General features: G+C 64.5%; 24 protein-coding genes. 9 read left to right on the top strand and 15 right to left on the bottom strand.

Going from position 1 to position 26,336, the window contains the following annotated elements:
* Nucleotides 1-44: 44 nt before the first annotated feature.
* From E4T66_RS11660 to pyk, 4 genes are all read right to left on the bottom strand, one after another.
* A complete protein-coding gene (locus E4T66_RS11660; protein WP_136849217.1) occupies nt 45-2,120 on the bottom strand; it encodes a TonB-dependent receptor in 2,076 nt (691 codons plus the stop codon).
* Nucleotides 2,121-2,257: 137 nt separating this feature from the next.
* Nucleotides 2,258-2,638, bottom strand: a complete 381-nt coding sequence (locus tag E4T66_RS11655; protein ID WP_136849216.1) for a hypothetical protein — start codon at nt 2,636-2,638, stop codon at nt 2,258-2,260.
* Between the two features lie 50 nt (nt 2,639-2,688).
* Complete coding sequence (locus E4T66_RS11650) at nt 2,689-3,390, bottom strand: glycerophosphodiester phosphodiesterase (protein WP_136849215.1); 702 nt, start codon at nt 3,388-3,390, stop codon at nt 2,689-2,691.
* Nucleotides 3,391-3,413: 23 nt separating this feature from the next.
* Nucleotides 3,414-4,859: a pyruvate kinase gene (gene pyk, locus E4T66_RS11645; RefSeq protein WP_136849214.1), complete on the bottom strand. Its 1,446-nt coding sequence runs from the start codon at nt 4,857-4,859 to the stop codon at nt 3,414-3,416.
* Between the two features lie 215 nt (nt 4,860-5,074).
* On the opposite strand from pyk, the gene purT reads away from it, so the two are divergent.
* Entirely contained in the window at nt 5,075-6,268 is a 1,194-nt protein-coding gene (gene purT, locus E4T66_RS11640) for a formate-dependent phosphoribosylglycinamide formyltransferase (protein ID WP_136849213.1), read from the top strand.
* Nucleotides 6,269-6,416: 148 nt separating this feature from the next.
* Here purT and E4T66_RS11635 read toward each other — a convergent pair whose 3' ends face one another.
* Both E4T66_RS11635 and E4T66_RS11630 read right to left on the bottom strand, forming a co-directional pair.
* Nucleotides 6,417-7,733 (bottom strand): OmpP1/FadL family transporter, encoded by a 1,317-nt coding sequence (locus tag E4T66_RS11635; RefSeq protein ID WP_136849212.1) that lies wholly within the window; start codon nt 7,731-7,733, stop codon nt 6,417-6,419.
* A 146-nt stretch (nt 7,734-7,879) separates the two neighbouring features.
* Nucleotides 7,880-8,356 carry a hypothetical protein gene (locus E4T66_RS11630; protein ID WP_136849211.1) on the bottom strand — a complete coding sequence of 159 codons (477 nt, stop codon included), beginning with the start codon at nt 8,354-8,356 and terminating at the stop codon, nt 7,880-7,882.
* A gap of 248 nt (nt 8,357-8,604) precedes the next feature.
* Here E4T66_RS11630 and typA point away from each other — a divergent pair, with 248 nt between their 5' ends.
* The 5 genes from typA (at nt 8,605) to E4T66_RS11605 (ending at nt 14,276) form a co-directional block, all read left to right on the top strand.
* The gene (gene typA, locus E4T66_RS11625; protein ID WP_136849210.1) at nt 8,605-10,440 is read left to right on the top strand and encodes a translational GTPase TypA; all 1,836 of its coding nucleotides are present in this window, start codon (nt 8,605-8,607) and stop codon (nt 10,438-10,440) included.
* A 59-nt stretch (nt 10,441-10,499) separates the two neighbouring features.
* Nucleotides 10,500-11,321: a uroporphyrinogen-III synthase gene (locus tag E4T66_RS11620; protein ID WP_136849209.1), complete on the top strand. Its 822-nt coding sequence runs from the start codon at nt 10,500-10,502 to the stop codon at nt 11,319-11,321.
* A 273-nt stretch (nt 11,322-11,594) separates the two neighbouring features.
* Nucleotides 11,595-12,581, top strand: coding sequence for a hypothetical protein (locus E4T66_RS11615; protein WP_136849208.1), 987 nt, complete (start codon nt 11,595-11,597; stop codon nt 12,579-12,581).
* Between the two features lie 394 nt (nt 12,582-12,975).
* Nucleotides 12,976-13,539, top strand: a complete 564-nt coding sequence (locus E4T66_RS11610; protein WP_136849207.1) for a chemotaxis protein — start codon at nt 12,976-12,978, stop codon at nt 13,537-13,539.
* Nucleotides 13,536-14,276 carry an oxygen-binding di-iron domain-containing protein gene (locus E4T66_RS11605; protein ID WP_136849206.1) on the top strand — a complete coding sequence of 247 codons (741 nt, stop codon included), beginning with the start codon at nt 13,536-13,538 and terminating at the stop codon, nt 14,274-14,276. Before E4T66_RS11610 ends, E4T66_RS11605 begins: the two co-directional genes overlap by 4 nt.
* Before the next feature lie 7 nt (nt 14,277-14,283).
* Here the strand turns inward: E4T66_RS11605 and E4T66_RS11600 are convergent, their stop codons facing one another.
* From E4T66_RS11600 to E4T66_RS11590, 3 genes are read right to left on the bottom strand one after another with little or no spacing between them, the layout of a single operon-like run.
* Nucleotides 14,284-15,189: an alpha/beta fold hydrolase gene (locus E4T66_RS11600; RefSeq protein WP_136849205.1), complete on the bottom strand. Its 906-nt coding sequence runs from the start codon at nt 15,187-15,189 to the stop codon at nt 14,284-14,286.
* An 11-nt stretch (nt 15,190-15,200) separates the two neighbouring features.
* Nucleotides 15,201-16,883 (bottom strand): alpha/beta fold hydrolase, encoded by a 1,683-nt coding sequence (locus E4T66_RS11595; RefSeq protein WP_136849204.1) that lies wholly within the window; start codon nt 16,881-16,883, stop codon nt 15,201-15,203.
* Nucleotides 16,884-16,893: 10 nt separating this feature from the next.
* A complete protein-coding gene (locus tag E4T66_RS11590) occupies nt 16,894-17,355 on the bottom strand; it encodes a MaoC family dehydratase (protein ID WP_136849203.1) in 462 nt (153 codons plus the stop codon).
* A gap of 221 nt (nt 17,356-17,576) precedes the next feature.
* Here E4T66_RS11590 and arsC point away from each other — a divergent pair, with 221 nt between their 5' ends.
* Nucleotides 17,577-17,927 (top strand): arsenate reductase (glutaredoxin), encoded by a 351-nt coding sequence (gene arsC, locus E4T66_RS11585; protein WP_136849202.1) that lies wholly within the window; start codon nt 17,577-17,579, stop codon nt 17,925-17,927.
* A 79-nt stretch (nt 17,928-18,006) separates the two neighbouring features.
* On the opposite strand, the gene E4T66_RS11580 is transcribed toward arsC, so the two are convergent.
* The 6 genes from E4T66_RS11580 to E4T66_RS11555 form a co-directional block, all read right to left on the bottom strand.
* The gene (locus E4T66_RS11580) at nt 18,007-18,501 is read right to left on the bottom strand and encodes a DUF2062 domain-containing protein (RefSeq protein WP_136849201.1); all 495 of its coding nucleotides are present in this window, start codon (nt 18,499-18,501) and stop codon (nt 18,007-18,009) included.
* Nucleotides 18,498-18,830, bottom strand: a complete 333-nt coding sequence (locus tag E4T66_RS11575) for a DUF1475 family protein (RefSeq protein WP_136849441.1) — start codon at nt 18,828-18,830, stop codon at nt 18,498-18,500. The genes E4T66_RS11580 and E4T66_RS11575 overlap by 4 nt, the downstream gene beginning before the upstream one ends.
* 79 nt (nt 18,831-18,909) lie before the next feature.
* Nucleotides 18,910-20,190 carry an SAM-dependent methyltransferase gene (locus E4T66_RS11570; protein WP_136849200.1) on the bottom strand — a complete coding sequence of 427 codons (1,281 nt, stop codon included), beginning with the start codon at nt 20,188-20,190 and terminating at the stop codon, nt 18,910-18,912.
* A gap of 71 nt (nt 20,191-20,261) precedes the next feature.
* Complete coding sequence (locus E4T66_RS11565) at nt 20,262-21,053, bottom strand: DUF1365 domain-containing protein (RefSeq protein ID WP_136849199.1); 792 nt, start codon at nt 21,051-21,053, stop codon at nt 20,262-20,264.
* Between the two features lie 2 nt (nt 21,054-21,055).
* A complete protein-coding gene (locus E4T66_RS11560; RefSeq protein WP_136849198.1) occupies nt 21,056-22,330 on the bottom strand; it encodes an NAD(P)/FAD-dependent oxidoreductase in 1,275 nt (424 codons plus the stop codon).
* Nucleotides 22,331-22,440: 110 nt separating this feature from the next.
* Nucleotides 22,441-23,109 carry an arylesterase gene (locus tag E4T66_RS11555; RefSeq protein WP_136849197.1) on the bottom strand — a complete coding sequence of 223 codons (669 nt, stop codon included), beginning with the start codon at nt 23,107-23,109 and terminating at the stop codon, nt 22,441-22,443.
* Between E4T66_RS11555 and E4T66_RS11550 the strand changes: the two genes are divergently transcribed.
* Nucleotides 23,108-23,785 (top strand): ABC transporter ATP-binding protein, encoded by a 678-nt coding sequence (locus tag E4T66_RS11550; protein WP_136849196.1) that lies wholly within the window; start codon nt 23,108-23,110, stop codon nt 23,783-23,785. The two genes, E4T66_RS11555 and E4T66_RS11550, sit on opposite strands and share 2 nt — an antisense overlap.
* On the top strand, nt 23,775-26,255 hold the full coding sequence (locus tag E4T66_RS11545; RefSeq protein WP_136849195.1) for an ABC transporter permease: 2,481 nt from the start codon (nt 23,775-23,777) through the stop codon (nt 26,253-26,255). Before E4T66_RS11550 ends, E4T66_RS11545 begins: the two co-directional genes overlap by 11 nt.
* Nucleotides 26,256-26,336: the final 81 nt, after the last annotated feature.

Here is a 26,336-nt window from a genome sequence, read left to right as displayed (position 1 = left end):
CGAGCCCGCGTCGGTAACGACGCGGGCTTTTTTGTGGGACCGGACTACCAGACGTAGCGCAGTCGGGCATAGGCGTTACGGCCATAGCCGGGAATGCGGTCGCCCAGCGCGACATCACTGTCGAGTGCGCGATTGATTCCCGCTGTGTGTTCGCGATACAGCGTGTCGAACAGATTGGCCACGCCTGCGGCCAGCGTGATCCGGGAACCCAGCTTGACGTCGCCGAAGACGTTGAACACGGCATAGCCCGCCGTTTCGGTTTCGCTATTGGTGCTCGACACCTTGTCCTGGCGAGCGGCGAATTCGCTTTGACCACTCAGTGACCAGCGGTCGCGTGCGTACTTCACCGCCAGCGTGCCACTGAGGGGATAGACCCGATACAGGTTGTCGCTGACGTCGTCCCGCTCGCCACGGACATAGCTGAGGACACCGTCGATCGACCAGTAGGTGCCGAAGTGGACGCCTGCCGTGGTATCGATGCCGTACAGGGTTGCGTCGACGTTGCTGAACTGCAGCGGGGTGGCGTCGCCGTTGCCGCTTGAAACCATGATCACCGTGGGGTCGGTCGCAGGTGTGCCCTGGATGTAGTTGGAGACATCACGATAGAACGCACGCGGCGAGACGTAGGCATGCGTGCCGCGCCAGTCGACGCCCAGTTCCACCTGATGCGAAACCTCCGGATCGAGGCCGATGTCACCCACGTAATTGTTGCCGTCCGCGAGACCGGCCGTGGCTTCCATCGGCAGCCACAAATAGCGCTCCTGGTAGGACGGCGAACGCACCTTGCGTGCAACACCGCCGACCAGGCTGGTCTGTTCGCCGAGCGCGTGGCTCAGCTGTGCAACCCAGTCGATGTTGTTGTCATTGCGAGCACGATCCGCATTGTTGAAGCGGTCCTCCAGCGTGGTGACGCCGGCGTTCATGCCGTACATCGAATGGTCGACCGCGCCCGCGTTCATCTCGACCCGGGTATAGCGCAGGCCCAGATCCAGACCCCAGCCCGCCGGCAACGCGCCATTCCATTCGCCGAACGCGCCGTAGCGGTCGCGTTGCACGTCATTGAAGCTGACGACCCGCAGGTTCGGATTGTTCACCGGGTCGCGCACGACGGCGTTGTGGTCGGCCATGTGCCCGTCAAGACCCAGGGTCAGGGTGCCGGAGGCAACGCCGAATCCGGCGTCGACGCGATACCCCACACCGCTGGCGTCGGTGATTGCGCGACGGGTGTTGCCGCCGGGCGGTGTGCGCAGGCTGTAGTTGTCCATCGTGTGATCGCTCTGTGCGTCACTGAGCTGCGCATGCAGCGTGGTGCCGCTCCAGGTGCCGCGCCAGTCGAGCTTCGCGGTATCGGTGGTCGAGGTGACGATGTCCATCGGCAGCGATGGCGTGCCCGAGTCGTTGGCTTCGTTGCGCGCCAGATCCAGTGCCAGCGTCTGTGTGCCGAAGCGCATGCCGTAGCCGAGCGCGTAGTGCGTGCGTTCGTACGAGGTCGGACGGATGGTACCGTCGGCGAAGTCTGCATCGTTGCCGGTTTCGCGGCTCGCGGCGGCATACAGCTTGTGCTGCTGGTTGCTCAGCCAGCCGAGCCCGGACAGTGCATAGCTGTCGTTGACGCTGGCGCCGCTGCTGCTGAGGTCGCCATGCGTCTCGAAGCGTGGGTCGGTGCCGAAGGTGCCGATGCTGGACTCGGCCATGATGGTGCCGCCGAGCGTCTCAAGACCGGAGCTGACCGGGGCAATGCCGCGGATCACCGTCAGTGATTCGAGCTGGGCACTGGGGATATGCGACAGCGGCGGGTCCATGGCGTTGGTGCAGCTGGCTTCGATATTGATGCCGTCGACCAGGACATTGACGCGGTCACCGTAGAGGCCGCGGTATTGGGCGATACCGGTTAGCGCACCATTGCGGTTGACCTGTGCGCCCGGCGCCTGCTTCAGCAGTGCGCCGATATCCGGCGCGGTGCCGGCGTGTGCGGCCGGATCGATGACATGTGCATCGGCGGCATCGCCTTCGACCGTGACGTCCGGCAGCGGAGTGGGGGATTCGGCAAATGCCGGTGCGGTGATCAGACCGAGGGGCAGCAGGGCCCGCGCGAAGCGGTTCAGGTACAGCGTGGTCATGAAGCGGTCTCCAGAGAGGAAGTCGCGTGATCCGGATGCAATCCGGAATCAGGCTGCGGACGCGATGGCGGCGACGTAACACGTCACTGTCGCCGGATGCGCAGGCGCATCGACGAACGCGTCGGGAACGACGGACTTCAGCTCTGGAGAGGAGGGGCTCGCACCGGCGGACGCAGTGAATGCTGCGGTGCGGGTGTCAGCGGCGCTGAGGTGATGACAGCTGCGGCGTGTGTGAACCGGGTCAGATCCAGCGCGATGGCCGTGGACGGCAACGCCGGACTGCTCAGGGGTGCGCACAGCTTGCAGTCAACCCCGCTGGTGGCGGCACCGCGGTCGGCGGTCAGGAGGCGCAGCTCGGGCGGCAGTTGCGCCATCAACGCGGCGCTGCGGCCGACATTGCCGTCGCCGCAGTACAGACCAGCGATCATGCTGCCGTGCACGGCGCCCAGCCACAGCTGCATCAGCGCTGCAAGCAGCGCCAGCATCGGGGCAAGACGGGTGGATCGGCGACCGGACATGACCGGAATTATCGCCGATGCGCGATCCCGGTGCGTCTGATTTGCGTCAACTACAACGCCAGCGCGCGATCAGGGTAGTCGGTGAACACGCCGTCGACGCCGAGCGCACGCATCAGTTTCAGGTCTTCCGGATCGTTGACGGTGTAGACGTTCAGTTTCAGACCGCGTGCATGGGCGTCCGCGATCAGCTTGGTGTCGACGAACTCGGCCGAGATGTTCAGGACGCGAGCGCCGAGCTCTCCGGCCAGTCCGGCCCAGTCCAGCGGTACGCCGCAGTACAGCACGCCCAGCGGCACCTCCGGCAGCAGCTGCTTGAATTCCCACAGTTCCGGCAGGTGGAAAGAGGACACCATCAGTTTCGATGCGGGCCAGCCCTCGGCCAGATAATCGCGCAGGCAGGCGGCGACCGCCGCCGCGCAGCCGTTCCAGGACTTCAGCTCGATATTGACGCCGACGCGCTGTTCGATCAGGTCGAGCGCGTCCCTGAGCGTGGGGATCGGTTCGCCGTTGCCGGCGTCGAGGCGACGCAGCGTCTCGGCATCGCAATCCGTCAACAGGCCGCGGCCGTTGGTGGTGCGGTCGAGTCGCAGGTCATGCATCAGCCACAGCTCGTCCGCATGGTGCTGCACGTCGAACTCGACCCAGTGCGCGCCAAGTCCGATCGCGGTGTCGATCGACAGCAGCGTGTTTTCAGGCGCGTGGCCGCGTGCGCCACGGTGGCCGATCACGGTGAAGGTGGGTGTGCTGCTCATCGTGCACCTCCTTGAGAGCTGACTCAGTGATCGCCGACGCGGACGATCTTCATCGAATTGGTGCCGCCGGAGCCGGTGCCGTCGCCCTTTGTCAGCAGCACGCGATCACCGTCGTTCAGCGCATGGCGGTAGCGCAGGCACTCGATCGCCTCATGCACTTGCGACAGGCTGGAAGTATCGGTCGGATCGAAGGACACCGGATAGACGCCGCGGCACAGTGCCATCAGGCGGCGGGTCTTTTCATGACGGGTCAGCGCGTAGACCGGGATCTGCGTCACCGTGCGCGACATCATTCGCGCGGTGGAGCCGGATTCGGTCAGTGCAACGATGGCGTTGGCGTGCATGTGGCGCGCGGTCCATGCGGTTGCCATCGCGATGGCTTCGTCGGTGCGCTCGAAGTGCGCGTCCAGCGGGCGCAGGCCGCGCGGCGCGCGTTCGAGCATGCTGCTCTCCGCGCCGGCACACACCCGCGCCATGGCCTCGACTACCTTGACCGGATACTTGCCCGCTGCGGTCTCGGCCGAGAGCATCACCGCATCGGTGCCGTCCATGACCGCGTTGGCAACGTCGAGGACTTCGGCGCGTGTCGGGATCGGGCTGACAATCATCGACTCCATCATCTGCGTTGCAGTGATCACCATCTTGTTCTGGTCCAGCGACTCGGCAATGATCCGCTTCTGCCAGCCCGGGAGCTCGGCATCGCCGATCTCGACGCCGAGATCTCCGCGCGCGACCATCACCACGTCGCTGGCACTCACCAGTTCGCGCAGCGCACCCAGCGCTTCGGCGCGTTCGATCTTGGCCACCAGTGCGGCGTTACTACCAGCGTCGCGGACCAGGCTACGGGCCAGCTCCATGTCGCGCGCGCAACGCGGGAACGAGACGGCGACAAAATCGACATCGATCGCCGCTGCAGTACGGATGTCTTCGCGGTCCTTGTCGGTCAGTGCTTCTGCTGACAGTCCGCCGCCCTGTTTGTTGATGCCCTTGCGATCGGACAGGATGCCGCCGACCAGCACGGTGCAGACGATGCGTGTGTTCTCGACGCGCTCGACCCGCATCGTGATCGCGCCGTCATTGAGCAGCAGCACATTTCCGGCTTCGACGTCCTTGGGCAGCTCGGTATAGGCGCAGCCCACCACGCTGTCGTCACCGGCGCGGGTTCCCAGCGCGGTGTCCAGGGTGAAGGTCTGACCTTCCTTCAGATCGACCGGGCCGTTGGCGAAGGATTCGATGCGGATCTTCGGACCCTGCAGATCGGCGAGGATGCCGACGTCACGGCCAAGCATCAGGGCGACGCCTCGCACCATCTCTGCCCGGCGGGTGTGGTCGGCAGCGCTGCCGTGCGAGAAATTCAGCCGCACCACGTCGACACCGGCGGCGATCACACGCCGCAGAATTTCAGGGTCGTCGGTAGCGGGGCCTAGAGTGGCAACAATCTTGGTACGGCGTGTGGGATGGCCTGACATGCGCGATGGCTTCGATTTTTCTTCAATTACAATGCAGGGGGCCGTCGCTACGGCACGGCCGCGACCCTAAGCTTACTCCCGTCAGCGTGTCGTTGGCGCGAGCAGGAATCTTTGCAGCCACAGACCTCAAGCTTCGGCGCAGGGCGCCGATGACAATGCGCGGAATGGGCTGATGGCGCAGGCAGAATTTCAGCAAACAACCGGAAATCTCACGTATGACCACGATTGGAACGCCCCTTGCGGCCAACGCCACCCGGATCCTGTTGCTTGGCAGTGGTGAGCTCGGCAAGGAGGTCGCGATCGAAGCGCAGCGTCTGGGTGTCGAGTGCATCGCAGTCGACCGTTATGCCGACGCACCGGCGATGCAGGTGGCGCACCGGTCACATGTGATCAGCATGCTGGACGGTGCCGAGCTGCGTCGCATTGTCGAACTGGAGCGGCCGCATCTGATCGTTCCGGAAATCGAGGCGATTCATACGCCGACGCTGCAGCAGCTGGAGCGCGAGGGCTACACGGTGATCCCGACCGCGCGCGCCGCGCGGCTGACGATGGACCGTGAGGGTATCCGTCGCCTGGCCGCCGAGGAGCTGGGCCTGCCGACCTCGCCGTATCGCTTTGCCGGCACGCTGGAGGAGTACCGTGCAGCCGTGGCGGAAATCGGATTGCCCTGCGTGGTCAAGCCGGTGATGTCCTCGTCCGGCAAGGGGCAGTCGGTGGTCAAGACGTCGGCCGACGTACAGTACGCGTGGGACTATGCGCAGTCGGGCGGCCGTGCCGGCGCCGGCCGCGTGATCGTCGAAGGCTTTGTCGAATTCGACTACGAGATCACCTTGCTGACGGTACGCCACGCCGCACCCTCCGGAGCCGATGTCACGTCGTTCTGTGCGCCGATCGGTCATCTGCAGATCGACGGCGACTATCGCGAGTCGTGGCAGCCGCAGCCCATGAGCCCGGTGGCGCTGGAGCATGCGCAGAAGATCGCCGCCGCCGTCACGGGCGCCCTGGGTGGCCGGGGCCTGTTCGGGGTCGAGTTTTTTGTGCGCGGCGATCAGGCCATTTTTTCGGAAGTCTCGCCGCGCCCGCATGACACCGGATTGGTCACGCTGATCTCGCAGGACTTGTCCGAATTTGCGCTGCACCTGCGTGCGATTCTCGGACTGCCAATTCCCGCGATCCGCCAGCATGGTCCGGCGGCATCCTGCGCGCTGCTGTTTGAGGGCGATCGCACGGCGCCGGTCTTTTCCGGCACGGCCGCGGCGCTGGCGCAGCCGGACACGCAGCTGCGCCTGTTCGGCAAACCGGAAATTGTTGGCCGCCGCCGCATGGGAGTGACCCTGGCGCTGGGCTCGGATATCGAAAACGCGCGCGAGAAGGCGCGCAACGCCGCGTCAAAGGTTGTGATCGGCTGAAGCCCGAATGGGGACGGGCCGGCGCTGGAGAGGGGTTGAGCGCCGATGCCGCTGATCGCCGTGGATCAGGACACATAACGACATCGCCGGCTCGGCGCAGCCCCTTCTTCGAAGGCGGCGCGCCGAGCCGGCGGGGTGTACGACCTGCCTAGAACGCGAAGTTAAATTCCAGCTCGGTCTGATACATCTTCAGGTCGATGGTCTGTGCCGGGTCCAGCGGATTGGTGCCGCTGACGGTCTTTTCCGGCGCATACATCAGCGAGGCGGAGACCTCGTGCCCGAACAGCGTGCTGACCAGGCCGACGGTGAAGTGCTGCTCGATCACTCCGGGCGCGAGCACATTGAACAGGACTTCGCTGTCTGGGATCGGCTGTTCGCCATAGCTGTAGCCGGCCATCCAGCTCAGGTCGTCGCTGGCCTTCCAGCGTGCGCCGAGCTTGTAGATGGTCATGTCGTCCCAGCCGAAGCCGGCGCCGTTGTCGTCGCCCATCTGCGCGGTTGCCAGGTTCGGCAGCATCGAATTGCCCACCGCCTTGATTTCGCTGTAGGCAATGTACTGGACATCGAACGCCACGGTCAGCGCTGGCGTCGCATCCAGCGCCAGGCCAAGGGTCGCATTGGACGGGATATCCATGTCCCCCTGTTCGGCGAACAGGCCGGCATAGTCCTTGAACTCGGTCATGTAGATCCGGCTCTGGTAGGACGCACCGACGCGCAGCTGGTCGGTCACGGCCGCCTGAATCCCGATCCGCACGCCGCCGCCATAGGCGTCGTCATGGCCGTTGTCGCTCAGATGTTGGGGGTCGCTGGAAAAGGGCGCGAAATTGCCGAGCCCGCGGGCCTCGAAGCGCTGGTAGGCGAAAATCGGTGCAATGCCCCACGACGCGCCGGGTGCGAACTCGCGGGCGTAGGTGGTCGCGATGAACAGCTGGATCAGATCGACGCCGGCCGTGCCGTCACCGAAGGTGCCCGGCGCTGTGACCGAGCTGCCAGGAGGGACCGGCGGAGTCGGCGCGCCGAAGGTGGCAGTGCCGCCCTTGTAGCGGGTGTTCATGCCGCCGTTGCCGTAGATCGCCATGCCCCACGCGGAATGTTCGTCGATCTTCCGCGTCAGGCCCAGATGCGGGATCGGGAAGTACTCGGCATCGCTTTCGATGCTTTGCGGGCCGATGCCGAAGGTGCACTGGGTTTGCGAGGCGCAGGCGCCGCTGGGCTGCCCGCTGACCTCATAGCTGCGGACCGGAGAGAACAGACCGAGGCCGATATCGTTGCGGTCTCCGGTGAATGCAATCGCCGCCGGATTGGTGGCCGGAGCCAGCGCATCCAGCGACAGGGCCACGCCGGTGCCGGCCATGGCTTTGCTCTGGGTGCCGTATCCGTGTGAAAAGTAGCCGTTGGTGGCATGCGCGGGCACCGCTGCCGCAAGGGCCAAACCGGCCAGCAGCCGGGCTTCAATCTTGTTCATTTCATCTCCTCGTCATTATTCCTGTCCGCGTGTGCGGACAGGTTTTCCGCCTGGCTACGCTGTAGTGATGTGGTGCGCAGTCAGCTCAGAGTAAATGCTCCGGACCGGATCGGAAAGGGGTACCCCCGGGGGCACCTCGCGCGGCCTCAGGCGTCAACGCCGGCCACCACGCGCAGCTGAGCGGGAGCGCGCACCTTGGGACGGTCCGCTTCGTTCTGTTCGTGCAGGGTTTCGAGCTGCCGGCGCTGGCGTTCGCAGGTGTCGATCAGGGTGCGCAGGTCGGCCAGCATCGCCCCCGCGTCACCGTCGAGGTCGATCGGGAGGTAGGCGCTGCCGAGTTGGTGGCGCTGGATGCGCAGTGCCGACTGCGCCAAGCGGATCGGCGCCATCAGCTTGGATACCAGCCACATCGCGCCGCCGAGCGCGATCAAGGTGCCGGCCAGGACGGTGGCACCCAGTGCGCCGAATCCCCAGTCGCTGGGGCTGAAAATCAGGAATCCGGACAGGGCGATCAGGGGCAGGCTGATGGAGCACACCAGGACGCCATGCAGGCGGTCTTCCAGATGATAGAACGGCAGCCAGCGGCTGACGCGGCGGTACCAGGGGTCGAGCGATGCGGACATCTGAGGCTCCGTGAATCGAGGCGCCAAAAATAGCGTTTCGGGTCGAAATCGCGGCCGTTCCGGCGCCAAACGGTGCGCCCTGAGCCGACCAGTGCAGGATTAGCCTTCATGCGCCGTCATGGCCGCTCGCGTACAATCGCGCGCCCGCTCACCGCCCCTTGGGGGGTCGCGGCGACCGGAGCCCGGTCTCGATGTCCTCTTTGCGGCGGGAGTTTTCGCCGCTCATTTGCCTTTTTTTGGTATCCCTTGTGATTGAGAATCTCCGCAACATCGCCATCATCGCCCACGTCGACCACGGCAAGACCACGCTCGTCGACAAGCTGCTGCGCCAGTCCAACACGCTCGACAAGCGTGAGGATCTGGGCGAACGCATCATGGACTCCAACGATCTGGAGCGTGAGCGCGGCATCACGATTCTGTCGAAGAACACGGCGATTCGCTGGACCGACAAGCGCAACGGCAACGAATACCGCATCAATATCGTCGACACCCCGGGACATGCGGACTTCGGCGGCGAAGTCGAGCGCGTGCTGTCGATGGTCGACTCGGTGCTGCTGCTGGTTGACGCGGTCGATGGCCCGATGCCGCAGACCCGCTTCGTCACGCAGAAGGCGTTCGCGATGGGTCTGAAGCCGATCGTCGTCGTCAACAAGATCGACCGCCCGGGCTCACGTGCGGACTGGGTCATCGATCAGGTGTTCGATCTGTTCGACAAGCTCGGCGCCACCGACGAGCAGCTCGACTTTCCCTTTATTTATGCCAGCGCGCTGAACGGCTATGCCGGCAACAGTCCGGATATTCGCGAAGGCACGATGGATCCGCTGTTCGAGGCCATCGTCGACAAAGTGTCGGTGCCGGACGTGGATGTCAACGGTCCGTTCCAGATGCAGGTGATCTCGCTGGCCTACTCCAGCTATGTCGGCGTCATCGGGACCGGTCGCATCAAGCGCGGTACGGTCAAGACCAACACTCCGGTCACCGTGATCGACCGCGAAGGCAAGACCCGCCAGGGACGCGTGCTGCAGGTGCTCGGCTTCATGGGCCTGGACAAGGTTGAAGTGCCTTCGGCGCAGGCTGGCGACATCATCGCCGTCACCGGCATTGAAGATCTGGGTATTTCCGAGACGATCTGCGACGCCAAGTCGCCGGAGGCTCTGCCGAGCCTGACCGTCGACGAACCGACGATGAGCATGATCTTCGAGGTCAACAAGTCGCCGTTCGCGGGCAAGGAAGGCAAGTTCGTTACCTCGCGCCAGATCGGTGACCGCCTGCAGCGCGAGCTGAAGACCAACGTCGCCCTGCGCGTCGAGCCGATGGAAAGCGGCGACCAGTTCCGGGTGTCCGGCCGTGGCCTGCTGCATCTGGGCATCCTGCTGGAAACCATGCGTCGTGAAGGCTACGAAGTGGCCGTATCGCGTCCGCAGGTGATTCTGAAAGAGATCGACGGCGAGATCTGCGAGCCCTACGAAACCCTGATTGCCGACGTTGAAGAGGCCAACCAGGGCGGAACGATTCAGGGGCTGGCCGAACGTGGTGGCAAGATGCAGAACATGGTGCCGGATGGCCGCGGTCGCGTGCGTCTGGAATACATCGTTCCGTCGCGCGGACTGATCGGCTTCCAGACCCAGTTCATGACGATGACGTCGGGTACCGGTCTGCTGTTCCACAACTTCGACCATTTCGGGCCGAAGGCCGACGCTGCCGATATCGGCGAACGTCGCAATGGTGTGCTGGTCTCGAACGAGCAGGGCAAGGTGTTGGCCTATGCGCTGTTCAATCTGCAGGACCGCGGCCGCATGATGGCAGAGCCCGGCGACGAGGTTTACGAAGGCCAGATCGTCGGTATCCATTCGCGCGACAATGACCTCGTCGTCAACGTGCTGAAGGGCAAGAAGCTGACCAACATGCGTGCGTCCGGCTCGGACGAAAACGTGATCCTGGTTCCGGCCGTCAAGTTCTCGCTGGAGCAGGCGCTGGAATTCATCAACAACGACGAACTGGTCGAGCTGACTCCAGAGTCCATTCGCATCCGCAAGAAGTTCCTGAAGGAACACGAGCGCAAGCGCAGCAGCAAGGCGGACTGATACTCCGGCAGGACGGATCGGGCTTGCCAGTGCGCAGCCCGATCCGTGACAGTTCGGACATGGACGAACCCAATCTGTTCCAGCGGCGGATCGCCGTTCCGGAAACCCGCGAGCTCGACGTGTTTGCGTCGCTGCTCGAACGCCGTGGCGCCCAGGTTCTGCGCTGCCCGCTGGTGGCCATTCTCGATGCGCCCGATCCGCAGCCGGTCCTGGCGTGGATCCGCGCGTTCAACAGCGGCGCCTGTGACGACCTGATCCTGTTGACGGGCGAAGGCCTGCGTCGCCTGCTGGCCTGCATCGACACGCACGCGCCGGACCTGCGCGAACCTTTCATCCAGCGGCTCTCCGCGGTTCGTACGCTCGTGCGTGGTCCCAAGCCCGGTCGCGTGCTGCGCCAGATCGGGCTCAAGCCCGACATCATCGCGACCGAACCCACCAGCGCTGGCATCATTTCGACGCTGCAGAACCTGGACATGAGCGGGCGCCGGGTTGGCGTGCAGCTCTATGGTGTCGAGCCGAACCTGCCACTGCAGGAAGCGCTGCGCGCGGCCGGCGCCACGGTGCTGGCGGTGGCCCCCTATGTCTACGCCGACGCGGCTGACACCCAGCGCGTTATTGATCTGATCGATACCTTGGCGGCCGGCCAGCTGGATGCGATCGCGTTTACCAGCATGGCGCAGGTCGAGCGTCTGTTCCGCGTCGCACGCAGCAGTGAACGCGAAGCCGACTTGCTGGTGGGCCTGCAGCGCAGTCTGGTCGCAGCGGTCGGCCCAGTCGTCGCCGAAACGCTCAGTGCCCGTGGCGTCGTCGTGCAGGCGATGCCGGCCGAAGACTATTTCATGAAGCCGTTGATGCGCGCGTTGGGCGAAGCGCTGGGGTGAAGCGGGCATAGCAGTGACCGGTGCGCTTGTTGCAACAGCGTCGTCATTCAGCAGCAGCCCGCGGGGCGTGAGCCCGTAAGTCGCACTCGACGGGTTTCACACCGACGACAACTGAATCCGGAAACGACCGTTCTGGTCGCGCGTAGCCGTTGCGGCGCTCCCCAGACGGCGGTTTGACAGGTCTGATGGCGATCGAAGACATTTGCCGCAATTGTCGCGACAGCCTGATCCGCGGCACACAGTTGAAACATCACCCTGGGGAGGGAACAGCACATGCGCAAGATGGCTCATCGCGGTATCTCGGTGGCTGGCTGGATCGTGGCCGCAGGTCTGACGGCATGCAGTGGCGGCGGTAGCGGTGACGGCCTGAGTCTGACGTCCAAATCGGATGTATTGCGGGAACTGGGCGTGCTGGATGGGGCGACCGATTTCGTCGCCAGCACGACCGATGTCCAGCATGCCAAGCGTGGCGTCGCGCGCCCGGTGGCCATCGCGCAGTTCAAGCGTGTGTCGGCCAAGGATGCACAGGCTTGCGCCGATGGAGGAAGCATCGATGAAAGCAGCGGGACGCGTGCGCGCCGCTTCCAGTACATCGACACGCTGCAACGGGACGTCAATTACGAGCGCAGGCTGGCGAATGCCTGTCGTCAGTCGGACACCAGCAGCGGCGTGACCACCAGCACCTACGGTGATGGCCTTGTTGAGACAGGGGAGACCGCAGACGGTAGCGTCAGCTATGCCGAAGCCGGACAGGGCGGGCCCAAGTATGAAGTTGTGATCGAGCAAGCACAGGGCGGGGTCGTGATCAGCCGCACGAAATTTTCGTTGAAGGGCGCCGTCGAGACCCATACGACGGGAGCGGTCGAGGAAAGCTTTTCCGCAATCGGCAGCGAATCCGAGAACCTCGAAAATGGGGTCACGAGCAGCGGCATGTTCGCGTTTGGTTCCTCGTCAGAGGCGTTCCGCACGGTGCAGAACTTTGCGACCCGCGAGCTGAGTCTCGATGGCACCTATCGTTACAGGACCACGGCGTGCAATGGCGGCGCTGTCGAGATCACGACACTGATGCCGATGACCGGCAACTATGATGACGCGGGTTACTACATGACCGGCGGCAGTCTCCGTCTGGATGCAGGCAGCGGCGGGGCCTCCGTGACGTTCAACAATGACGGCAGCGCAAGCTATCAACTGGGTGACGGCAGTGTCGGCACCCTGACTCGCGCCGAGATCGATCAGCAGCTGCTGCATCCCTGCGACTGACGGGCCCGGTTGCACATCGACCTGTGTGGTTGTCAAAGGCCTTGAGGCAGCGCGGCCTGCCGCTGGGCTTGCGCGCGTTGCCACCTGTCGTGAGGTTCAGCTGCGGACCTGATCTGGTCGCTAGGGTGGCGATAGCCCATATTCCGGTGCTGCGGCTATTCATTCATGCCGCTCTCTTGATCGGATCGATATGCCAGCAACCGTGCGGACAGTTGACAGCTCAAGCCAGGCGGCGCCCTCCAGGCGAGCTGCGTCGCCGCGTGGCGCAGTGGCGCTGGCGCGAAACTCCGTAGTCGCGGTTGGTGACGAGTTCGCCCCTTCGGAGGACGAGCGGGCATCACCCGAAAGGGCGCGCAAGCCAAGGAACAACGGCGCCGCCGAGCTGCATCGGATCGTGCGCGTCAATGAACAGATCAAGGACGTCGTTCGCCCTGCATTTCGCATCAGCATCATGGCCCTGAACGCGATTCTGCTTGCGCGCAGGGCCGGCGATGCAGCGCGCGGATTCGGCGTGCTGTCCGGTGAGCTGCGTCGCTTTGCCGGGGAGCTTTCGCAGAACATGGAGGCGTTGCGTCAGCTGACCGCGACATCGGTGATCGCAGTGACGGCGCTGGTGAAGGACGGACGCTATCTCGCCATCATCGATCGCGTGGGGCAGCCCGACGGCGCGATTGGCGAGCAGGTCGAGCAGGTGCGGTTGCGGCAGCAGCGCGCCAACGAGCGCCGGCTCGGCGAACTCAAGCAGATGCGGTCTGCATTGGCGCAGCTGGTGGGCGATCTGCGTCCGCTGGTCCAGCTCGGCATCGTGCTGGCGCGACTGGCGAGAGTCGAGGCGGCCTATGGCGGCGCGTTCGCGCAATCCCTGACTCAGGTATCGGCGGAATTCAGCCGCACGATCGAGCAGATCGAAGCAGCACTGGTCGGGCTGACCAAGGCGACGGAGGGCGCTCGCGGATGAAGCGTGCACAGAAGATTTTCGAGTTGGGCGATCGACGCTGGTATGCCATCGCCCGCGATCCTGACAAGCCGGACTATGTGATCGACACCAACGAATATCTGGTCGTCGATGGCAATGACGCACTGTTGTGCGATCCGGGCGGAATGGAGATCTTTCCGGCAGTGTTCTCGGCGATCAGCGCCGAATATGACCCCGCGCATATCGGGGGGATCTTCGCGTCGCACCAGGATCCGGACATTGTCTCGTCCTTGAGTCTCTGGCTGGAATTCAATCCGGCGATGAAGTGCTATTGCAGCTGGCTGTGGACCGGCTTCATTCCGCACTTTGGCGGCGATGCCAGCACTTTTGTAGCCATTCCCGACGAGGGCATGGATATCGTTCAGGGACGACTGAACCTGCGCGCGGTGCCGGCGCACTATCTTCATTCGTCGGGCAATTTCCATCTGTATGACCCGGTGGCCAAGCTGCTGTTCTCGGGCGATGTCGGCGCGGCATTGTTGCCCCCCGGCGAGAGCGGATTGTTCGTGGAGAACTTTGACGCGCACATCCGGCATGCCGAGGGTTTTCACCGGCGCTGGATGGGTTCTGACGTCGCCAAGCTGGACTGGTGTGAGCGCGTATCCAAGATGGAACTGGATCTGCTGTGCCCGCAGCATGGTGCGATCTATCGCGGCGCGGATATCCAGCGCTTCATCAACTGGTTCGCGGAACTCAAGGTCGGCGTGCTGCGCGTCTAGTCTGCCGCTACGTTGGAGCCGGTTGCGGCCGGAGTGTGTCCGCGCGCAGGAATTCCAGCATCACCTCGGCACTGGCTTCCGGCTGCAGGGACAGGAACAGGTGCCCGCCGCCGCGCATCACGTGCAAACGTCCGCGGGGCAGCAGGCCGGCGAGGATGTACGCGTTGATGGGACGCACCAACGGATCGTCGTCGCCGGTCATGACCAGCGCCGGGCAGTCGATCCGGTGCAGCCAGGGCAGACTGGAGAACGTCGCAATCGCGGTGAGCTGTTGCAGATAGGTCCGCGTGCTTGGCGCCCGCGTCATGCCGGCAAACTCGATCGCATGATCCGGACGCCCGCGCATTTCGCCGCCGTAGATCGTCGCGGCATGCCGCGCCATGTAGGTTCGCGACAGATAGCGTTGCGGTGTGGTCATCCGCACCAGCGCAGACATCTTGCCGGGCACCATCACGGCGCCGGCGCTGGTGGCCATCAGGATCAGCCGGCGTACGCGATAGGGGTGGTCATAGGCCACACGCTGAGCCAGGCCTCCGCCCCAGGACACGCCGGCAACGTCGAACTTGCCGTGCTGTCCGATCGCATCAAGCAGGCCGACGGCGAGATGCGCGTAACGCTTCAGGCTGGGCCAGAACCACGCCGGCGGAGACCCGCCGGTGCCGGGTACGTCGAACAGCAGCACCGGAACGTCGTGCAGCGAACGCACCAGCGGCAGCACCAGCTCGAAATTGGCGCCGATGCCGTTGCAGAACAGCAGTGGTGTCCCGCTGCCGGGGCGCCATGCGTAGCGCAGGCGGATGCCGTGCACATCGGCATGCCCGACTTCCACGCCGGCCTCAGCCAGTGCGATGCGCTGGCGTTCGCGGGCTGACCCCCACGCACGGGCTTCGCCGAGACGACGACTGAAATTCATCGGTCAGCGGATCATTCGAGCACGTACTGCCCGGGCGCTGCGGCCAGCACCGGATAATCCTTGCTGCCGAGTTTCTTCGGCGCTGCCTTCAGGGCGCCCCCACGCTTCTGCAGCCAGGCGTGCCAGTGAGGCCACCAGCTGCCGGCTTGACGCCTGGCCGACTTCCGCCAGGCGTCGGGGTCGGCGCCGACACGACCGCCACTCCAGAACTCCGATTTCTTGTTGCCCGGTGGATTGAGGATGGTCTGCACGTGGCCGCTGTTGGCCAGCACGAACGTGCTGCGGCCGCCAAACAGCTGGGTGCTGCGGTAGCAGGTTTGCCACGGCGTGATGTGATCGTTGAGGCCGGAGATCAGGTAGTTGTCGCACTTGATGCGACTCAAGTCGACCGGAACGCCATGCAGTCGCAAGGTGCCGGGATTGGCCAGCGCATTGCCACGATAGATGTCGAGAAATTCGCCATGCAGACGCGAGGGCAGGCGGGTGCTGTCATTGTTCCAGTACAGCACATCGAACGCCGGCGGCTTGCGTCCGAGCAGGACGTTGTTGACCCAGTAGTTCCAGATCAGGTCATTGGGACGCAACCACGCAAACGCACTGCTCATGTCCTTGCCGTCGAGCACGCCCTTGGCTTGAGAGTACTGCTTTGCGGCACGAATGGCCGTGGGTGTCGCGAACAGGCCCAGGGGTGTATCACCAGTGCTGGACAGGTCCAGTGCGTTGACCATCAATGTCAGCGAGTTGACGCGCGGATCGCCAGCGGCTGCACGCGTTGCCACATAGCTCGACAGTGTGACGCCGCCCGCGCAGGCGCCAACCAGATTGATGTGGGCTGTTGCCGTGAGCGTGCAGATGGCCGACACCGCCATGTCGATGCCGGCGGCGTATTCGGCAAGGCCCCAGTCACGCTGCTCGGCCTGCGGGTTGCGCCAGCTGATCACGAACACCTGCAGCCCCTGCTCGAGCAACGCCTTGACCACACTCTTTTCCGGCGACAGATCGAACACGTAGAACTTGTTGATCTGCGGCGGCACGATCAGCACCGGAAACTCATGGACCTGTGCAGTCACCGGGGTGTACTGGATCAACTCGATCAGTTCGGTGCGCAGGACCACTGCACCTTCGGTGTTGGCAAGATTTCGACCAACCTCGAACTGGGTCTTGTCGACCTGGGCGGGCAGCCCGCGGTTCTCGCGCACATCGCGGATCAGGTTGTTCAGGCCGTCGAGCGCACTGCGTCCGTGGGTCTCGCGGAAACGCTTGACGGCCTCCGGCTGTAACGGTGAGTTCGACGGAGCCAAGGCATCCAGCAGCAAAGTGGTCATGAACTGCAGGCGAGCGCGGCTGTGCGGTGCCAGTTGCTGCGACTCGACCCAGTCACGACTGGTCTGATCCAGCGCCATCCACGCTTGCAGCCATTTTTTGTAACGCGGGTTCTGCATCCATGCTTCATCGGCGAAGCGACGGTCGCGAGGTGCGGGTGCCAGTTCGGAGCGATCGCTCAACACGCGGCGCAGCTCACGGCCGAGTTTCAGTGCGGTTCTGGAGGTCAGCCGTGGCTGCGACACTGAAAGCTTGGCTGCGCGCACCGCTTCGCGCGCGATGTCGCGTGCACGGAAGCCGATGAAGGGATTGGGTCCGAGAATGACTTCGGCACTGTGATCGGCAATCTTGTCGTCGGGCGTTCTGGCCATGTGCGCGCTCTCAGCGGAACAACATCAGAGTGATCTGGGCGGCCAGTGCGGGGTCGTCTTCCCCCTCGACTTCCAGAGCGGCTGACGTCACCAGCAGTGCGCGCGCGTCGCCTTTGGTCCGTGCTGATTCAATCGTGGCGCGGGCCCGGACGCGCGACCCTGCGCGCACCGGCGCCTTGAAGCGCACGCCGTCCACGCCCGCATTGATCGCCCGCGAGACGCCGGTCGGGACAACGCCCAGGTCCATCAGCAGTTTGGCCAGCAGCGACAACGTGGGAAAGCCGTGTGCTACGGGTGCGCCAAACGGACTCTCACTGGCGCAGCGCACCGCATCGACATGAATCCACTGGTGGTCGCCCGTGCAGTCCGCGAACTGCTGGATCTGTTCCTGCGTGACGTCGTGCCATTGCGTGAGGCCCAGCGGCTTGCCGACGAAATCCGTCAACGTTTCGAATCGGTATCCCTGCAACATCCGTCTCTCGAGTGTGCGGCGCCGGCGTGTTCGGCAGCCGACATCTTCCCGGTGCGAGCGTCCAGGTGCGCCCACCTGAAGTTCGGGATTACACGGCGGAGGCGCGGCAGGGTGGGGTCGCAGGTTGGGTTCGGGGTTGGGGTTTGTGGTGACTCAATGGACCGTGACGGCCGGGGGCAGGGTGCGATAATGCGGGCCGGTTTGAATCCAGCATGGTCCCGATGCGTGATCTGATTTTGCACAACCCCCGTTGTTCCAAGAGCCGCGAAACGTTGAAACTGCTGACCGATCGAGGCGTCGAACTCGAGGTGGTCGAGTATCTGCAGCAGCCCTTGTCGAAGGTTCAGCTACGTGAGGTGTGTGCCCTGCTGGGCAAGAAGCCGCTGGAGATCATGCGCACCAAGGAAGCGTTGTTCGCCGAGCTGGGATTGTCCAAGGACAACGGCTACAGCGACGAGCAATGGATCGACGTGCTGGCCAGTCATCCCAAGCTGCTGGAGCGGCCGATCGTGATCTATCGCGGGCGTGCCGCGATCGGGCGGCCGCCTGAGAACGTGCTGACGCTGTTGTGAATGCCGGCGTTGCGATATCGGCGTCTGATCGGGATGTACGCAGTTCGCGTGCAGAGGTCGAACCGGATGTGCGGCCGGCCTAGTCTGCCGAAACGCGCGCCAGACGCAGGATCAGTGGTCGCAGCGACAGGTACAGCAGCAGGCTGACGATCGGCGCGGTCAGCGCCCACACAGTGACGCCGTACAGCCCGACCATGCCGTAGTCGGCGAAGAACTGCAGCGGACCTTCGCGAAAGCGTTCGATCAGATCGGTGATCGAGAAGATCGGCACATGCGGCTGGCCAAACAGGGTTTCACCGGCACGGTAGAACGGCAGCAGCAGTGCGACGTGCAGCGGCGTCAGCAGATAGTTCAGGCTCTGAATCAGTGCCTGGTTGAGACGCAGCCAGACTCCGAGAATGCCGCACAGCACGGTTGTCATGCCAAGGATCGGGAACACGCTGCAGACCGCGCCCAGTGCCAGGGTCAGCGCAATCTTTTCCGGTGTGATGCCCTGGCGCAGCTGGTTCAGGACCGGCGTCAGCAGGTAGCGCTGTATCAGATTGCCACTGGGAGTTTCGACGACGGCGTTCATGCTTGACGCAACAGCAGGTGTTCGGCTTTCGCGCCCTGGGGCAGGCGCCACAGTTGCCACAGCACGTAAACGGCCATTGCCATGTTGCCAGTCAGGCAGATCAGGGCCAGCCAGACCAGCCGGGCGGTCCACGACGTTTCCTTATATGCCACCCACAGCCAGAACGTCAGGAACGCCAGGTAGGTATCGGTCAGCGTGGCGATGAACCACGGATGGGTCACGACCTCGCGCGGGGTGTCCCAGATCGCGACCTGCGCGCCGGCCCAGCTGGTCGCGGCGACAATGGTCAGCAGAAACAGCGAAAACACGATCTTCAGGGACGAGGTCATCATCGGGGCGCCATTTTAGCCGTCGGCGCGGAATGGCGTGGTCCGTGCCGACGGGTGGAGGTTGAAAGCGGCTGGACGCTTAGCGCACCGGATCGCGTCGCAGCGTGATCTGCATCAGGTCGATGCTGCCGGTGCGGAAGCCACACTCACAGTACGCAAGGTAATAGCGCCACATGCGCAGGAAGCGTTCGTCGAACTGCTTCACGATCGCATCGCGCTGGGTCATGACGTTGCGGTGCCAGTGTGCCAGCGTGTCGGCATAGTCCCCGGCGTAGAACAGTGCGCCTTCCGGCTGCAGACCCGCGCGGAGCGCAATGTCCTGGAACAGGCCCGGTGGGCACAGCATGCCGCCCGGAAAAATGTACTTCTGAATGAAGTCGCGCTTGCCGCGGTACTGATCGAAGATCGCCGGATTGATCGTGATGCCCTGGATGGCGGCACGGCCGCCGGGCTTGAGCGCGCGATGGATCGCCTCGAAATAGCCGCGCCAGTATTCCTCGCCGACGGCTTCGTACATCTCGATCGACACCACGCGGTCGTAGGTCTGGTCGACGTCGCGATAGTCGCGCAGTTCGAACTGCACGCGATCGGCGACGCCGGCGGCTTTCGCGCGAATGCGGGCTTCCGCCAGCTGCTCGCTGCTCAGGGTGATGCTGGTGACGCGGCAGCCACTGTTCTGTGCGGCGTAGATGGCGAAGCCGCCCCAACCGGAACCGATTTCCAGCAGATGGTGCTCCGGCTTCAGTTCCAGCCGCTCGAACATGCGGCGGAACTTGGCCAGCTGCGAGTCTTCAAGCGAATCCTTCGGTTGCTCGAACACGCCCGACGAGTAGGCCATGGTGTCGTCGAGCCACAGCTTGTAGAAAGCATTGCCCAGATCGTAATGATGCTCGATGTTCTCGCGCGCCTGACGCTTGGTGTTGGCGCGACGCTGGTGCTGCAGCCAGCCCCAGAAGCGACCGAGCAGGTTCTTCTCGTAGGGGCCCTGCAGATACGGCTCGTTGCGATACAGCACCATCAGTAGCCGGGTCAGGTCCGGCGTATCCCAGCAGCCGTCCATGTAGGCCTCGCCGAAGCCGACTTCGCCGTTGCGCAGCACATGCCCGATCAGCGACGCGTTGCGGATGATCAGCACACCGTGCGGGCCGGGCTCGCTGCCGCGAAACTGGCGCGACTGGCCATTGGGAAGCATCACGTCGAGGCTGCCGATGCGCAGGCCCTTGAGCATGTACAGCATCAGCCGCAGCTTCCAGCCAAGACCGGCGGTCGGCGTCAGTGCGGCGGGAAGGTCTGGCGAGAAGCCGTCGCGGGTCAGGATGCGGTCGACGTCGGGTTTGCGCTGCAGATCGTTTTCGCTCATTGCATGCTCGGCAGTCTGGTCGGTGCGGGATTGCGCCTGACCGGGTGGTGTGTTCAGCGGGCCGACGCGTTTCAGCTGACGTCGGGTGACAGCGGTTCGGGCTTTCGGAACAGTCGCGCGCCGCGAATCCAGATCTTCAGGGCCTGCCAGTGAATTGCCGCGACGACTTTCAGCGTCATCCACGGCATCCGCAGGACCTGTCCCAGCACGGCGCGGTCGTTCAGTGCCTGGCGGTAGCCGCTGAGCGTCGCGTCGAGGATCGCTTGGCCTTCGCCGCTTTCATCCAGGCCGTATTCGTGAATCGCCACCCGAATCTTTTCGGCCGGCTCGCCCAGAACGAAACGGTAGCGGCCGCGGCGATCCAGAAAGGGCGATACATGAAAGCGCTTGTCCTTCTCGATCACTTGTCCATACGGCAGTGCCGCGCCATCGGATGCGAGCACGTAGCAATGTTTCTCGCCGAAGGTGTTGTTGACCTCGGCAATCACCGCCCGCAGCACGCCGCCGCGTCCGTCGCAGTACCAGAGATTGATCGGATTGAAGGCATGGCCGAGTACGCGCGGCATCGTCAGCAGGCGGATGCGGCCGCCGTCCAGATCGATCGCCTGCGTGGCCAGCACCGACTCGGCCCAGCCGCGCAGACCCTGGCTGCCGCCGTAGTCGCGTGTTCGCAGCGACAGCAGATTGAAGCGGTCCAGCGACAGCCAGCGCAGACCGCGGGCGAGTTCGTCGAGTCGATCGACATCGACCAGCAGATAGAACACGCGATAGACAAAACGGTACAGCGGCGCGATGCGGCGCCGGTGCATCACTGTGGCCGGATACAGGCAACCCGGCGCGTTTCGCTCCGAGATCGCAGTCATGGCTAGAGCCTGGCCCAGGACGGCAGCGCTTGCGGATCGATGCCCGCCACACAGCGCAGACCGGACTTGAGACCGTCTTCGTGAAAGCCGTAGCCGGTCCACGCGCCGGCCCACCAGATGCGGTTGCGGCCCTGAATTTCGGCCAATGCGGTCTGTGCGCGGATCGTCGCCGGCGTGTACTGCGGATGCTGATAGGTGGTGGTGTAGAGAATCGTCTCGGCCCGCGGCGGCTGCGCCGGATTCAGCGTGACGATGTACTGCGTCTCCAGATCCAGCTTCTGCAGTTTGTTCATCCAGTAGCTGACCCCGATCGGATCGTCGCTGAGCGCGTCCCGGGTCAGCAACGCATTCCAGCTCGACCATGCCGCGCGCCGTTTCGGCATCAGGCTGGGATCGGTGTGCAGGAACGCCACGTTCTCGGCGTACGGCACGTTGCCGAGAACATCGGCCTCGGCTTCCGAGGCATCGCCGAGCATGTGTAGCGCCTGGTCCGAATGGGCGGCGCAGACCACGGCGTCAAAGCGCTCCTGTTCGCCCGCGGTGGTGATCTCGACGCCATCGGCGTTGCGGCGCAGGGTGTCGACGCCGACGCCCAGGCGCAGGTTCCCAGCGAAGCGCGACAGCAGCGCCTCGACGTAAGTCTGCGAGCCGCCGGTGACGGTTTGCCATTGCGGTCGCTCATAGACATTGAGCAGGCCGTGCGACTCGAAGAAGCGCGCAAAGGCCGGAAACGGGAACTCCATCACGCCGCGGGTCGAGCTGCTCCAGATCGGGCCGGCCATGGCCGCGACGTAACGCAGCCGCAGACTCATCGGATAGTGATTCAGCTCCAGGAATTCGCCGAGCGTGATGTTCGGCAGGCGGTCTTCGGCCAGCAGCTGCTTGACCTGCTTGTTGAAGCGCATCACCGCCAGCAGCATGCCGATGTGCGTCGGTGAGAACATCAGGGATGGCTGTGCGAAAACCTTGAATAATTGTTCGTCGCCGGCCCACTCGATGCGGCCGTTCTCGACCGACACCCCGAGTGACATGTCGGTGTCCTGACGCGCAACGCCGAGGTCGTCGAGAAACGGGTAGAAGTTCGGATAGTTGACCGGATTGCAGACGATGAATCCGGTATCGATGGCCAGCGGACCGTTGGCGGAATCGATAGTGACGGTATTGGTATGGCCGCCGGCGCGGCTGTCGCGCTCGAACAACACGACTTCGTGGCGCTGCGCCAGGTAATACGCGGCGGATAGCCCGGAAATGCCCGAGCCGATGACGGCAATCTTCATGTGATCCCTCGTTCAAGAGTGACCGGACGTCGCCGGTCTTACCGCTCTATACGAGGGCCGCGCCCATCAGGATGCAGTGAACAGTGTGCCGCATAGCTGCAGCCGGAAACTCAGGGTTTCAGCAGCGGCTCCAGCGTCGGCCACACCGCATCCAGCAGCTTGGGCTGGGACTGCAGATTCGGGTGGATGCCGTCGTCCTGGAACGCCGAGGGGTCGGTGGCGATCGCACCGAGGAAGAACGGCACCAGCGGCAATTTCATCTCGCCGGCAACCTGATGGAAGCTGGCGCGGAATCCATCTGCATAGTCCACACCGTAATTGGTGGGTATGTACATCTCGAACACTATGGGCTGGGCCCCGGCGTTTGTCGCGGCCGTGGCCATCTGGCGCAGATTGGCCTGCAGTTGTGGCAACGGCAGGCCGCGCAGACCGTCATTCGCGCCCAGCTCGATCAGAACGAATTGGGGATGGTGACGGTCCAACAGCTCAGGCAACCGACGCAGCCCGCCGGCGCTGGTCTCGCCGCTGACGCTGGCGTTGACGACACGGTCCGGATAGCCTCGTTGTTCCAGACGCTGCTGCAGCAGGGCGACCCAACCCTGCGACAGCGGCACCCCGTAAGCCGCACTGAGACTGTCGCCAAGGACCAGGATGACCGGCGCATTGGCGGCAGCAGGATTTTTCTGAGCGGCAAAGTCGCGCAGGTCACCGTCTGCCAGGGCCGGCAGGGCGATGGCGCAGACCGCCAGCATCAATACACGTAAGCAGGATCGGATCATGAGTCAGGTGAGTGCAGTCAGTGCGCGCGCAGTGCGCAAGGACGTCAGCAGTGGTGGTGCGATGTTAGGCATTTTGACCGGCGTTGATCTGGAAGTTCCAGCCGGGCAGACGCTGGCCATCGTTGGCGCCAGCGGTTCGGGCAAGACAACGCTGCTGTCGCTGCTGGCCGGACTCGACCTGCCGAGCGCCGGTGAAGTGTGGCTGGACGGAAAGAGTCTCAATGGTCTGGACGAGGACGCGCGCGCGGGTTTGCGCGCCGGCCGCGTCGGTTTCGTGTTCCAGTCGTTTCAGCTGCTGGCCGGCTTCACCGCGCTGGAAAACGTGATGCTGCCGGCTGAGCTGGCAGGGCTGTCCGACCCGCAGGGGCGTGCACGTCAGGCACTGGATCAGGTCGGTCTGGCCGAACGCATGACGCACTATCCGCATCAGCTGTCTGGCGGCGAACAGCAGCGCGTGGCAATTGCCCGTGCGTTCTGCGGACAGCCCAGCATCCTGTTTGCTGATGAGCCCACCGGCAATCTCGACACTGCGACCGGCTCACGCATCATCGATCTGCTGTTCAACATGAATCTCGCACAGTCCACCACGCTGATTCTGGTGACCCACGACGTCAGTCTGGCACAGCGCTGCGACCGCACCGTTACATTGCGCGAGGGCACACTGCATGACTGCTAGCGCGCTGGGTTACGCCAGCCGCCGCCTGCGCCGCGGTTGGCGCTCGGGCGAACTGTTCATCCTGAGTCTGGCACTGGCGATCGCGGTGGCCGCGGTGGGTTCGGTGGATCTGTTTACCGAGCGCGTGCGTAATGCGTTGTCGCAGCAGACCGGCGACATGTTGGGTGCCGATCTGCTCTACGTCAGCCGGGCGCCGTTGCCGCCGGAACTGACCGCGCAGCTCGATGCAGCCGGCGTGAAGCAGCTGCCGCTGGTGCAGTTTGCCAGCGTCGCCTTCGTCGGCGAAGCCAGTGCGCTGGCTTCGGTCAAGGCGGTGGCGCCGGGCTATCCGCTGCGCGGGCAGCTGCGTGTCTCGCCGCAGTTGTTCGAGCCGGCAACGCCCACCGACACCGTGCCGGCACCGGGCCACGCCTGGGCCGATGCGCGGCTGTGGCAGGAACTGCGGCTGCAGCCCGGTACCGCGGTGAAGATCGGCCGCATTGAAGTCAGTGTGGATGCCGTGATTGCCGACGAGCCGGATCGCGGCAATGGCTTTGCCGATCTGGCGCCGCGCCTGATGATCAACTCGGCGGATCTGGCGGCTTCCGGCTTGATCGGGCCGGGCAGCCGCGTGCAGTACACCACGATGGTCGCGGGCCCGCCCGACACGATTGCCGCGCTGAGCACGCAGGAGATGGGTGAGAACGTCCGTCGCATTGCGCCCACCGACGCGCGCCGCGAAGTGCGCAACGCGCTGCAGCGCTCGGGGCAGTTCCTCGACGTTGCCGTACTCGCGGTGACCCTGTTGGCCGCCGCCGCGGTGGCGCTGTCCGCGCGCCAGTACGGCGAGAAGCTCAAGGACGAAATCGCGCTGCTCAAATGCATGGGGGCGCGCCAGGGCTTTCTGGCCCGGGCGCTGTTGCTGCAGCTGGGCCTGCTCGGGGTGGCAGGCTCCGCCGTCGGCGGCGTGGTGGGCTATGGCGCGCAGGCACTGCTTGCGAATCTGCTGGGTGAACTGCTGCAGTTGGCTTTGCCGCCGCCGCCGTTGTGGCCGCTGGCTGCGGCAGCGGCGCTGGGCTGCCTGATGTTGCTGGGCTTTGCCGCGCCACCGATGCTGGTGGCACGGCGCACACCGCCGCTGCGCGTGTTCCAGCGCAGTGAGGATGTCACCGGGGCCTCGCGCGGGGTCTGGCTCGCGGGCGTTGCTGCCGGCGGTGCGCTGCTGTGGCTGGCAACGGGCGATGCCAAATTGGCCGTGATCGTCCTGGTCGGTGCCGCTCTGACCCTGGCGAGTCTGGCCTTGCTGGCGACATTGCTGGTACAGGCGCTGACGCCGCTGCGTCGCAGTGTCGGCATGAGCTGGCGCTTCGGCATCGGCAACGTCGCGCGCCGCCGCGCCTCGACCGTGGCCCAGGTCACTGCACTCGGTCTGGCACTGCTGGCGTTGCTGCTGATTTCGGTTGTGCGGCAGGACCTGCTGCTGAGCTGGCAGAAGAAGCTGCCGCCGGATACGCCGAACCAGTTTCTGATCAACATCCAGGCTGATCAGGTCGAGCCGCTGCGCGCGTTCTTTGCCGAACGCGGCTACCCGGACCTTGAGCTGTGGCCGATGGCGCGCGGGCGCCTGGTTGCACTCAATGGCGACGCGGTCACAGCGGATTCGTTCCCCGATCCGGAAACCCAGCGCTGGATCAACCGCGACTTCAATCTGTCGTGGAGCGCGCAGCTGAATCCCGACAACCGCATCACCCAGGGCGAATGGTGGGGCGAGGCCGGGCGCGGCCAGCGTCTGCTGTCCGCCGACGAATACGCGATCGAACGCCTGAAGCTGAAGCTGGGCGACACCCTGACCCTGGATTTCGCTGGCGAGCAGTACACCTTCACGGTCAGCAACTTCCGTACGGTGGAATGGGACAGCTTCCGTCCCAATTTCTTTCTGCTGGCACCGCCCGGCGCCGTGCCGGACAGCGTGCCGGCGCAGTGGCTGACCAGCTTCTACCTGCCGAAGGACAACCGTGCGTTGCTGCGGGCGCTGGTCGACCGCTTCCCCAACATCACTGCGCTGGATATCGAGGCGATGATGGACCAGGTGCGCGGCATCGTCGATCGGATCATCAAGGCGGTGGAATTCATTTTCCTGTTCACGCTGGCGGCCGGACTCACCGTGTTGCTGGCGGCGATCGAGGGGACCCGTACCGAGCGTGAGCGCGAGACCGCGCTGCTGCGTGCGCTGGGTGCGCGCTCGGGTCTGATCCTGCGCGGTCTGATCGCCGAGTACGCCGTGCTCGGTGGCCTCGCCGGGCTGGTCGCGGCGATTGCCGCGCAGACCGTGGCCTGGGTGCTGGCAGAGCAGGTTTTTCGCATTCCCTACGGTCCGCGGCCGTTGTTGTGGGTGGGCGGCACCCTGGCGGGCGCGGTCATCGTCGCGGCGCTGGGAACATGGTCGCTGCGCCGTGTGATGCGCACACCGCCGCGGCAGGTGTTGCAGTAACGGAGGCAAGCGGTGCCCGATCGGCGTGGTTCAGGCCGCGCGGGTTTCGACTTTTGGGGGGAAACCCGCAATTTCGGCCTG

Source organism: Sinimarinibacterium arenosum (assembly GCF_005047655.1).
In the GTDB taxonomy this organism is placed as follows: domain Bacteria; phylum Pseudomonadota; class Gammaproteobacteria; order Nevskiales; family Nevskiaceae; genus Solimonas.
Note: the sequence above shows the minus strand (reverse complement) of the source record. Positions and strands in the feature narration are given on the sequence as shown.

Coding starts and splice junctions, on each gene's coding strand:
- E4T66_RS11660 (WP_136849217.1), bottom strand. CDS start 2,120: ATGACCACGCTGTACCTGAACCGCTTCGCGCGGGCCCTGCTGCCCCTC.
- E4T66_RS11655 (WP_136849216.1), bottom strand. CDS start 2,638: ATGTCCGGTCGCCGATCCACCCGTCTTGCCCCGATGCTGGCGCTGCTT.
- E4T66_RS11650 (WP_136849215.1), bottom strand. CDS start 3,390: ATGAGCAGCACACCCACCTTCACCGTGATCGGCCACCGTGGCGCACGC.
- pyk (WP_136849214.1), bottom strand. CDS start 4,859: ATGTCAGGCCATCCCACACGCCGTACCAAGATTGTTGCCACTCTAGGC.
- purT (WP_136849213.1), top strand. CDS start 5,075: ATGACCACGATTGGAACGCCCCTTGCGGCCAACGCCACCCGGATCCTG.
- E4T66_RS11635 (WP_136849212.1), bottom strand. CDS start 7,733: ATGAACAAGATTGAAGCCCGGCTGCTGGCCGGTTTGGCCCTTGCGGCA.
- E4T66_RS11630 (WP_136849211.1), bottom strand. CDS start 8,356: ATGTCCGCATCGCTCGACCCCTGGTACCGCCGCGTCAGCCGCTGGCTG.
- E4T66_RS11620 (WP_136849209.1), top strand. CDS start 10,500: ATGGACGAACCCAATCTGTTCCAGCGGCGGATCGCCGTTCCGGAAACC.
- E4T66_RS11615 (WP_136849208.1), top strand. CDS start 11,595: ATGCGCAAGATGGCTCATCGCGGTATCTCGGTGGCTGGCTGGATCGTG.
- E4T66_RS11605 (WP_136849206.1), top strand. CDS start 13,536: ATGAAGCGTGCACAGAAGATTTTCGAGTTGGGCGATCGACGCTGGTAT.
- E4T66_RS11600 (WP_136849205.1), bottom strand. CDS start 15,189: ATGAATTTCAGTCGTCGTCTCGGCGAAGCCCGTGCGTGGGGGTCAGCC.
- E4T66_RS11595 (WP_136849204.1), bottom strand. CDS start 16,883: ATGGCCAGAACGCCCGACGACAAGATTGCCGATCACAGTGCCGAAGTC.
- E4T66_RS11590 (WP_136849203.1), bottom strand. CDS start 17,355: ATGTTGCAGGGATACCGATTCGAAACGTTGACGGATTTCGTCGGCAAG.
- arsC (WP_136849202.1), top strand. CDS start 17,577: ATGCGTGATCTGATTTTGCACAACCCCCGTTGTTCCAAGAGCCGCGAA.
- E4T66_RS11580 (WP_136849201.1), bottom strand. CDS start 18,501: ATGAACGCCGTCGTCGAAACTCCCAGTGGCAATCTGATACAGCGCTAC.
- E4T66_RS11575 (WP_136849441.1), bottom strand. CDS start 18,830: ATGACCTCGTCCCTGAAGATCGTGTTTTCGCTGTTTCTGCTGACCATT.
- E4T66_RS11570 (WP_136849200.1), bottom strand. CDS start 20,190: ATGAGCGAAAACGATCTGCAGCGCAAACCCGACGTCGACCGCATCCTG.
- E4T66_RS11565 (WP_136849199.1), bottom strand. CDS start 21,053: ATGACTGCGATCTCGGAGCGAAACGCGCCGGGTTGCCTGTATCCGGCC.
- E4T66_RS11560 (WP_136849198.1), bottom strand. CDS start 22,330: ATGAAGATTGCCGTCATCGGCTCGGGCATTTCCGGGCTATCCGCCGCG.
- E4T66_RS11550 (WP_136849196.1), top strand. CDS start 23,108: ATGAGTCAGGTGAGTGCAGTCAGTGCGCGCGCAGTGCGCAAGGACGTC.
- E4T66_RS11555 (WP_136849197.1), bottom strand. CDS start 23,109: ATGATCCGATCCTGCTTACGTGTATTGATGCTGGCGGTCTGCGCCATC.
- E4T66_RS11545 (WP_136849195.1), top strand. CDS start 23,775: ATGACTGCTAGCGCGCTGGGTTACGCCAGCCGCCGCCTGCGCCGCGGT.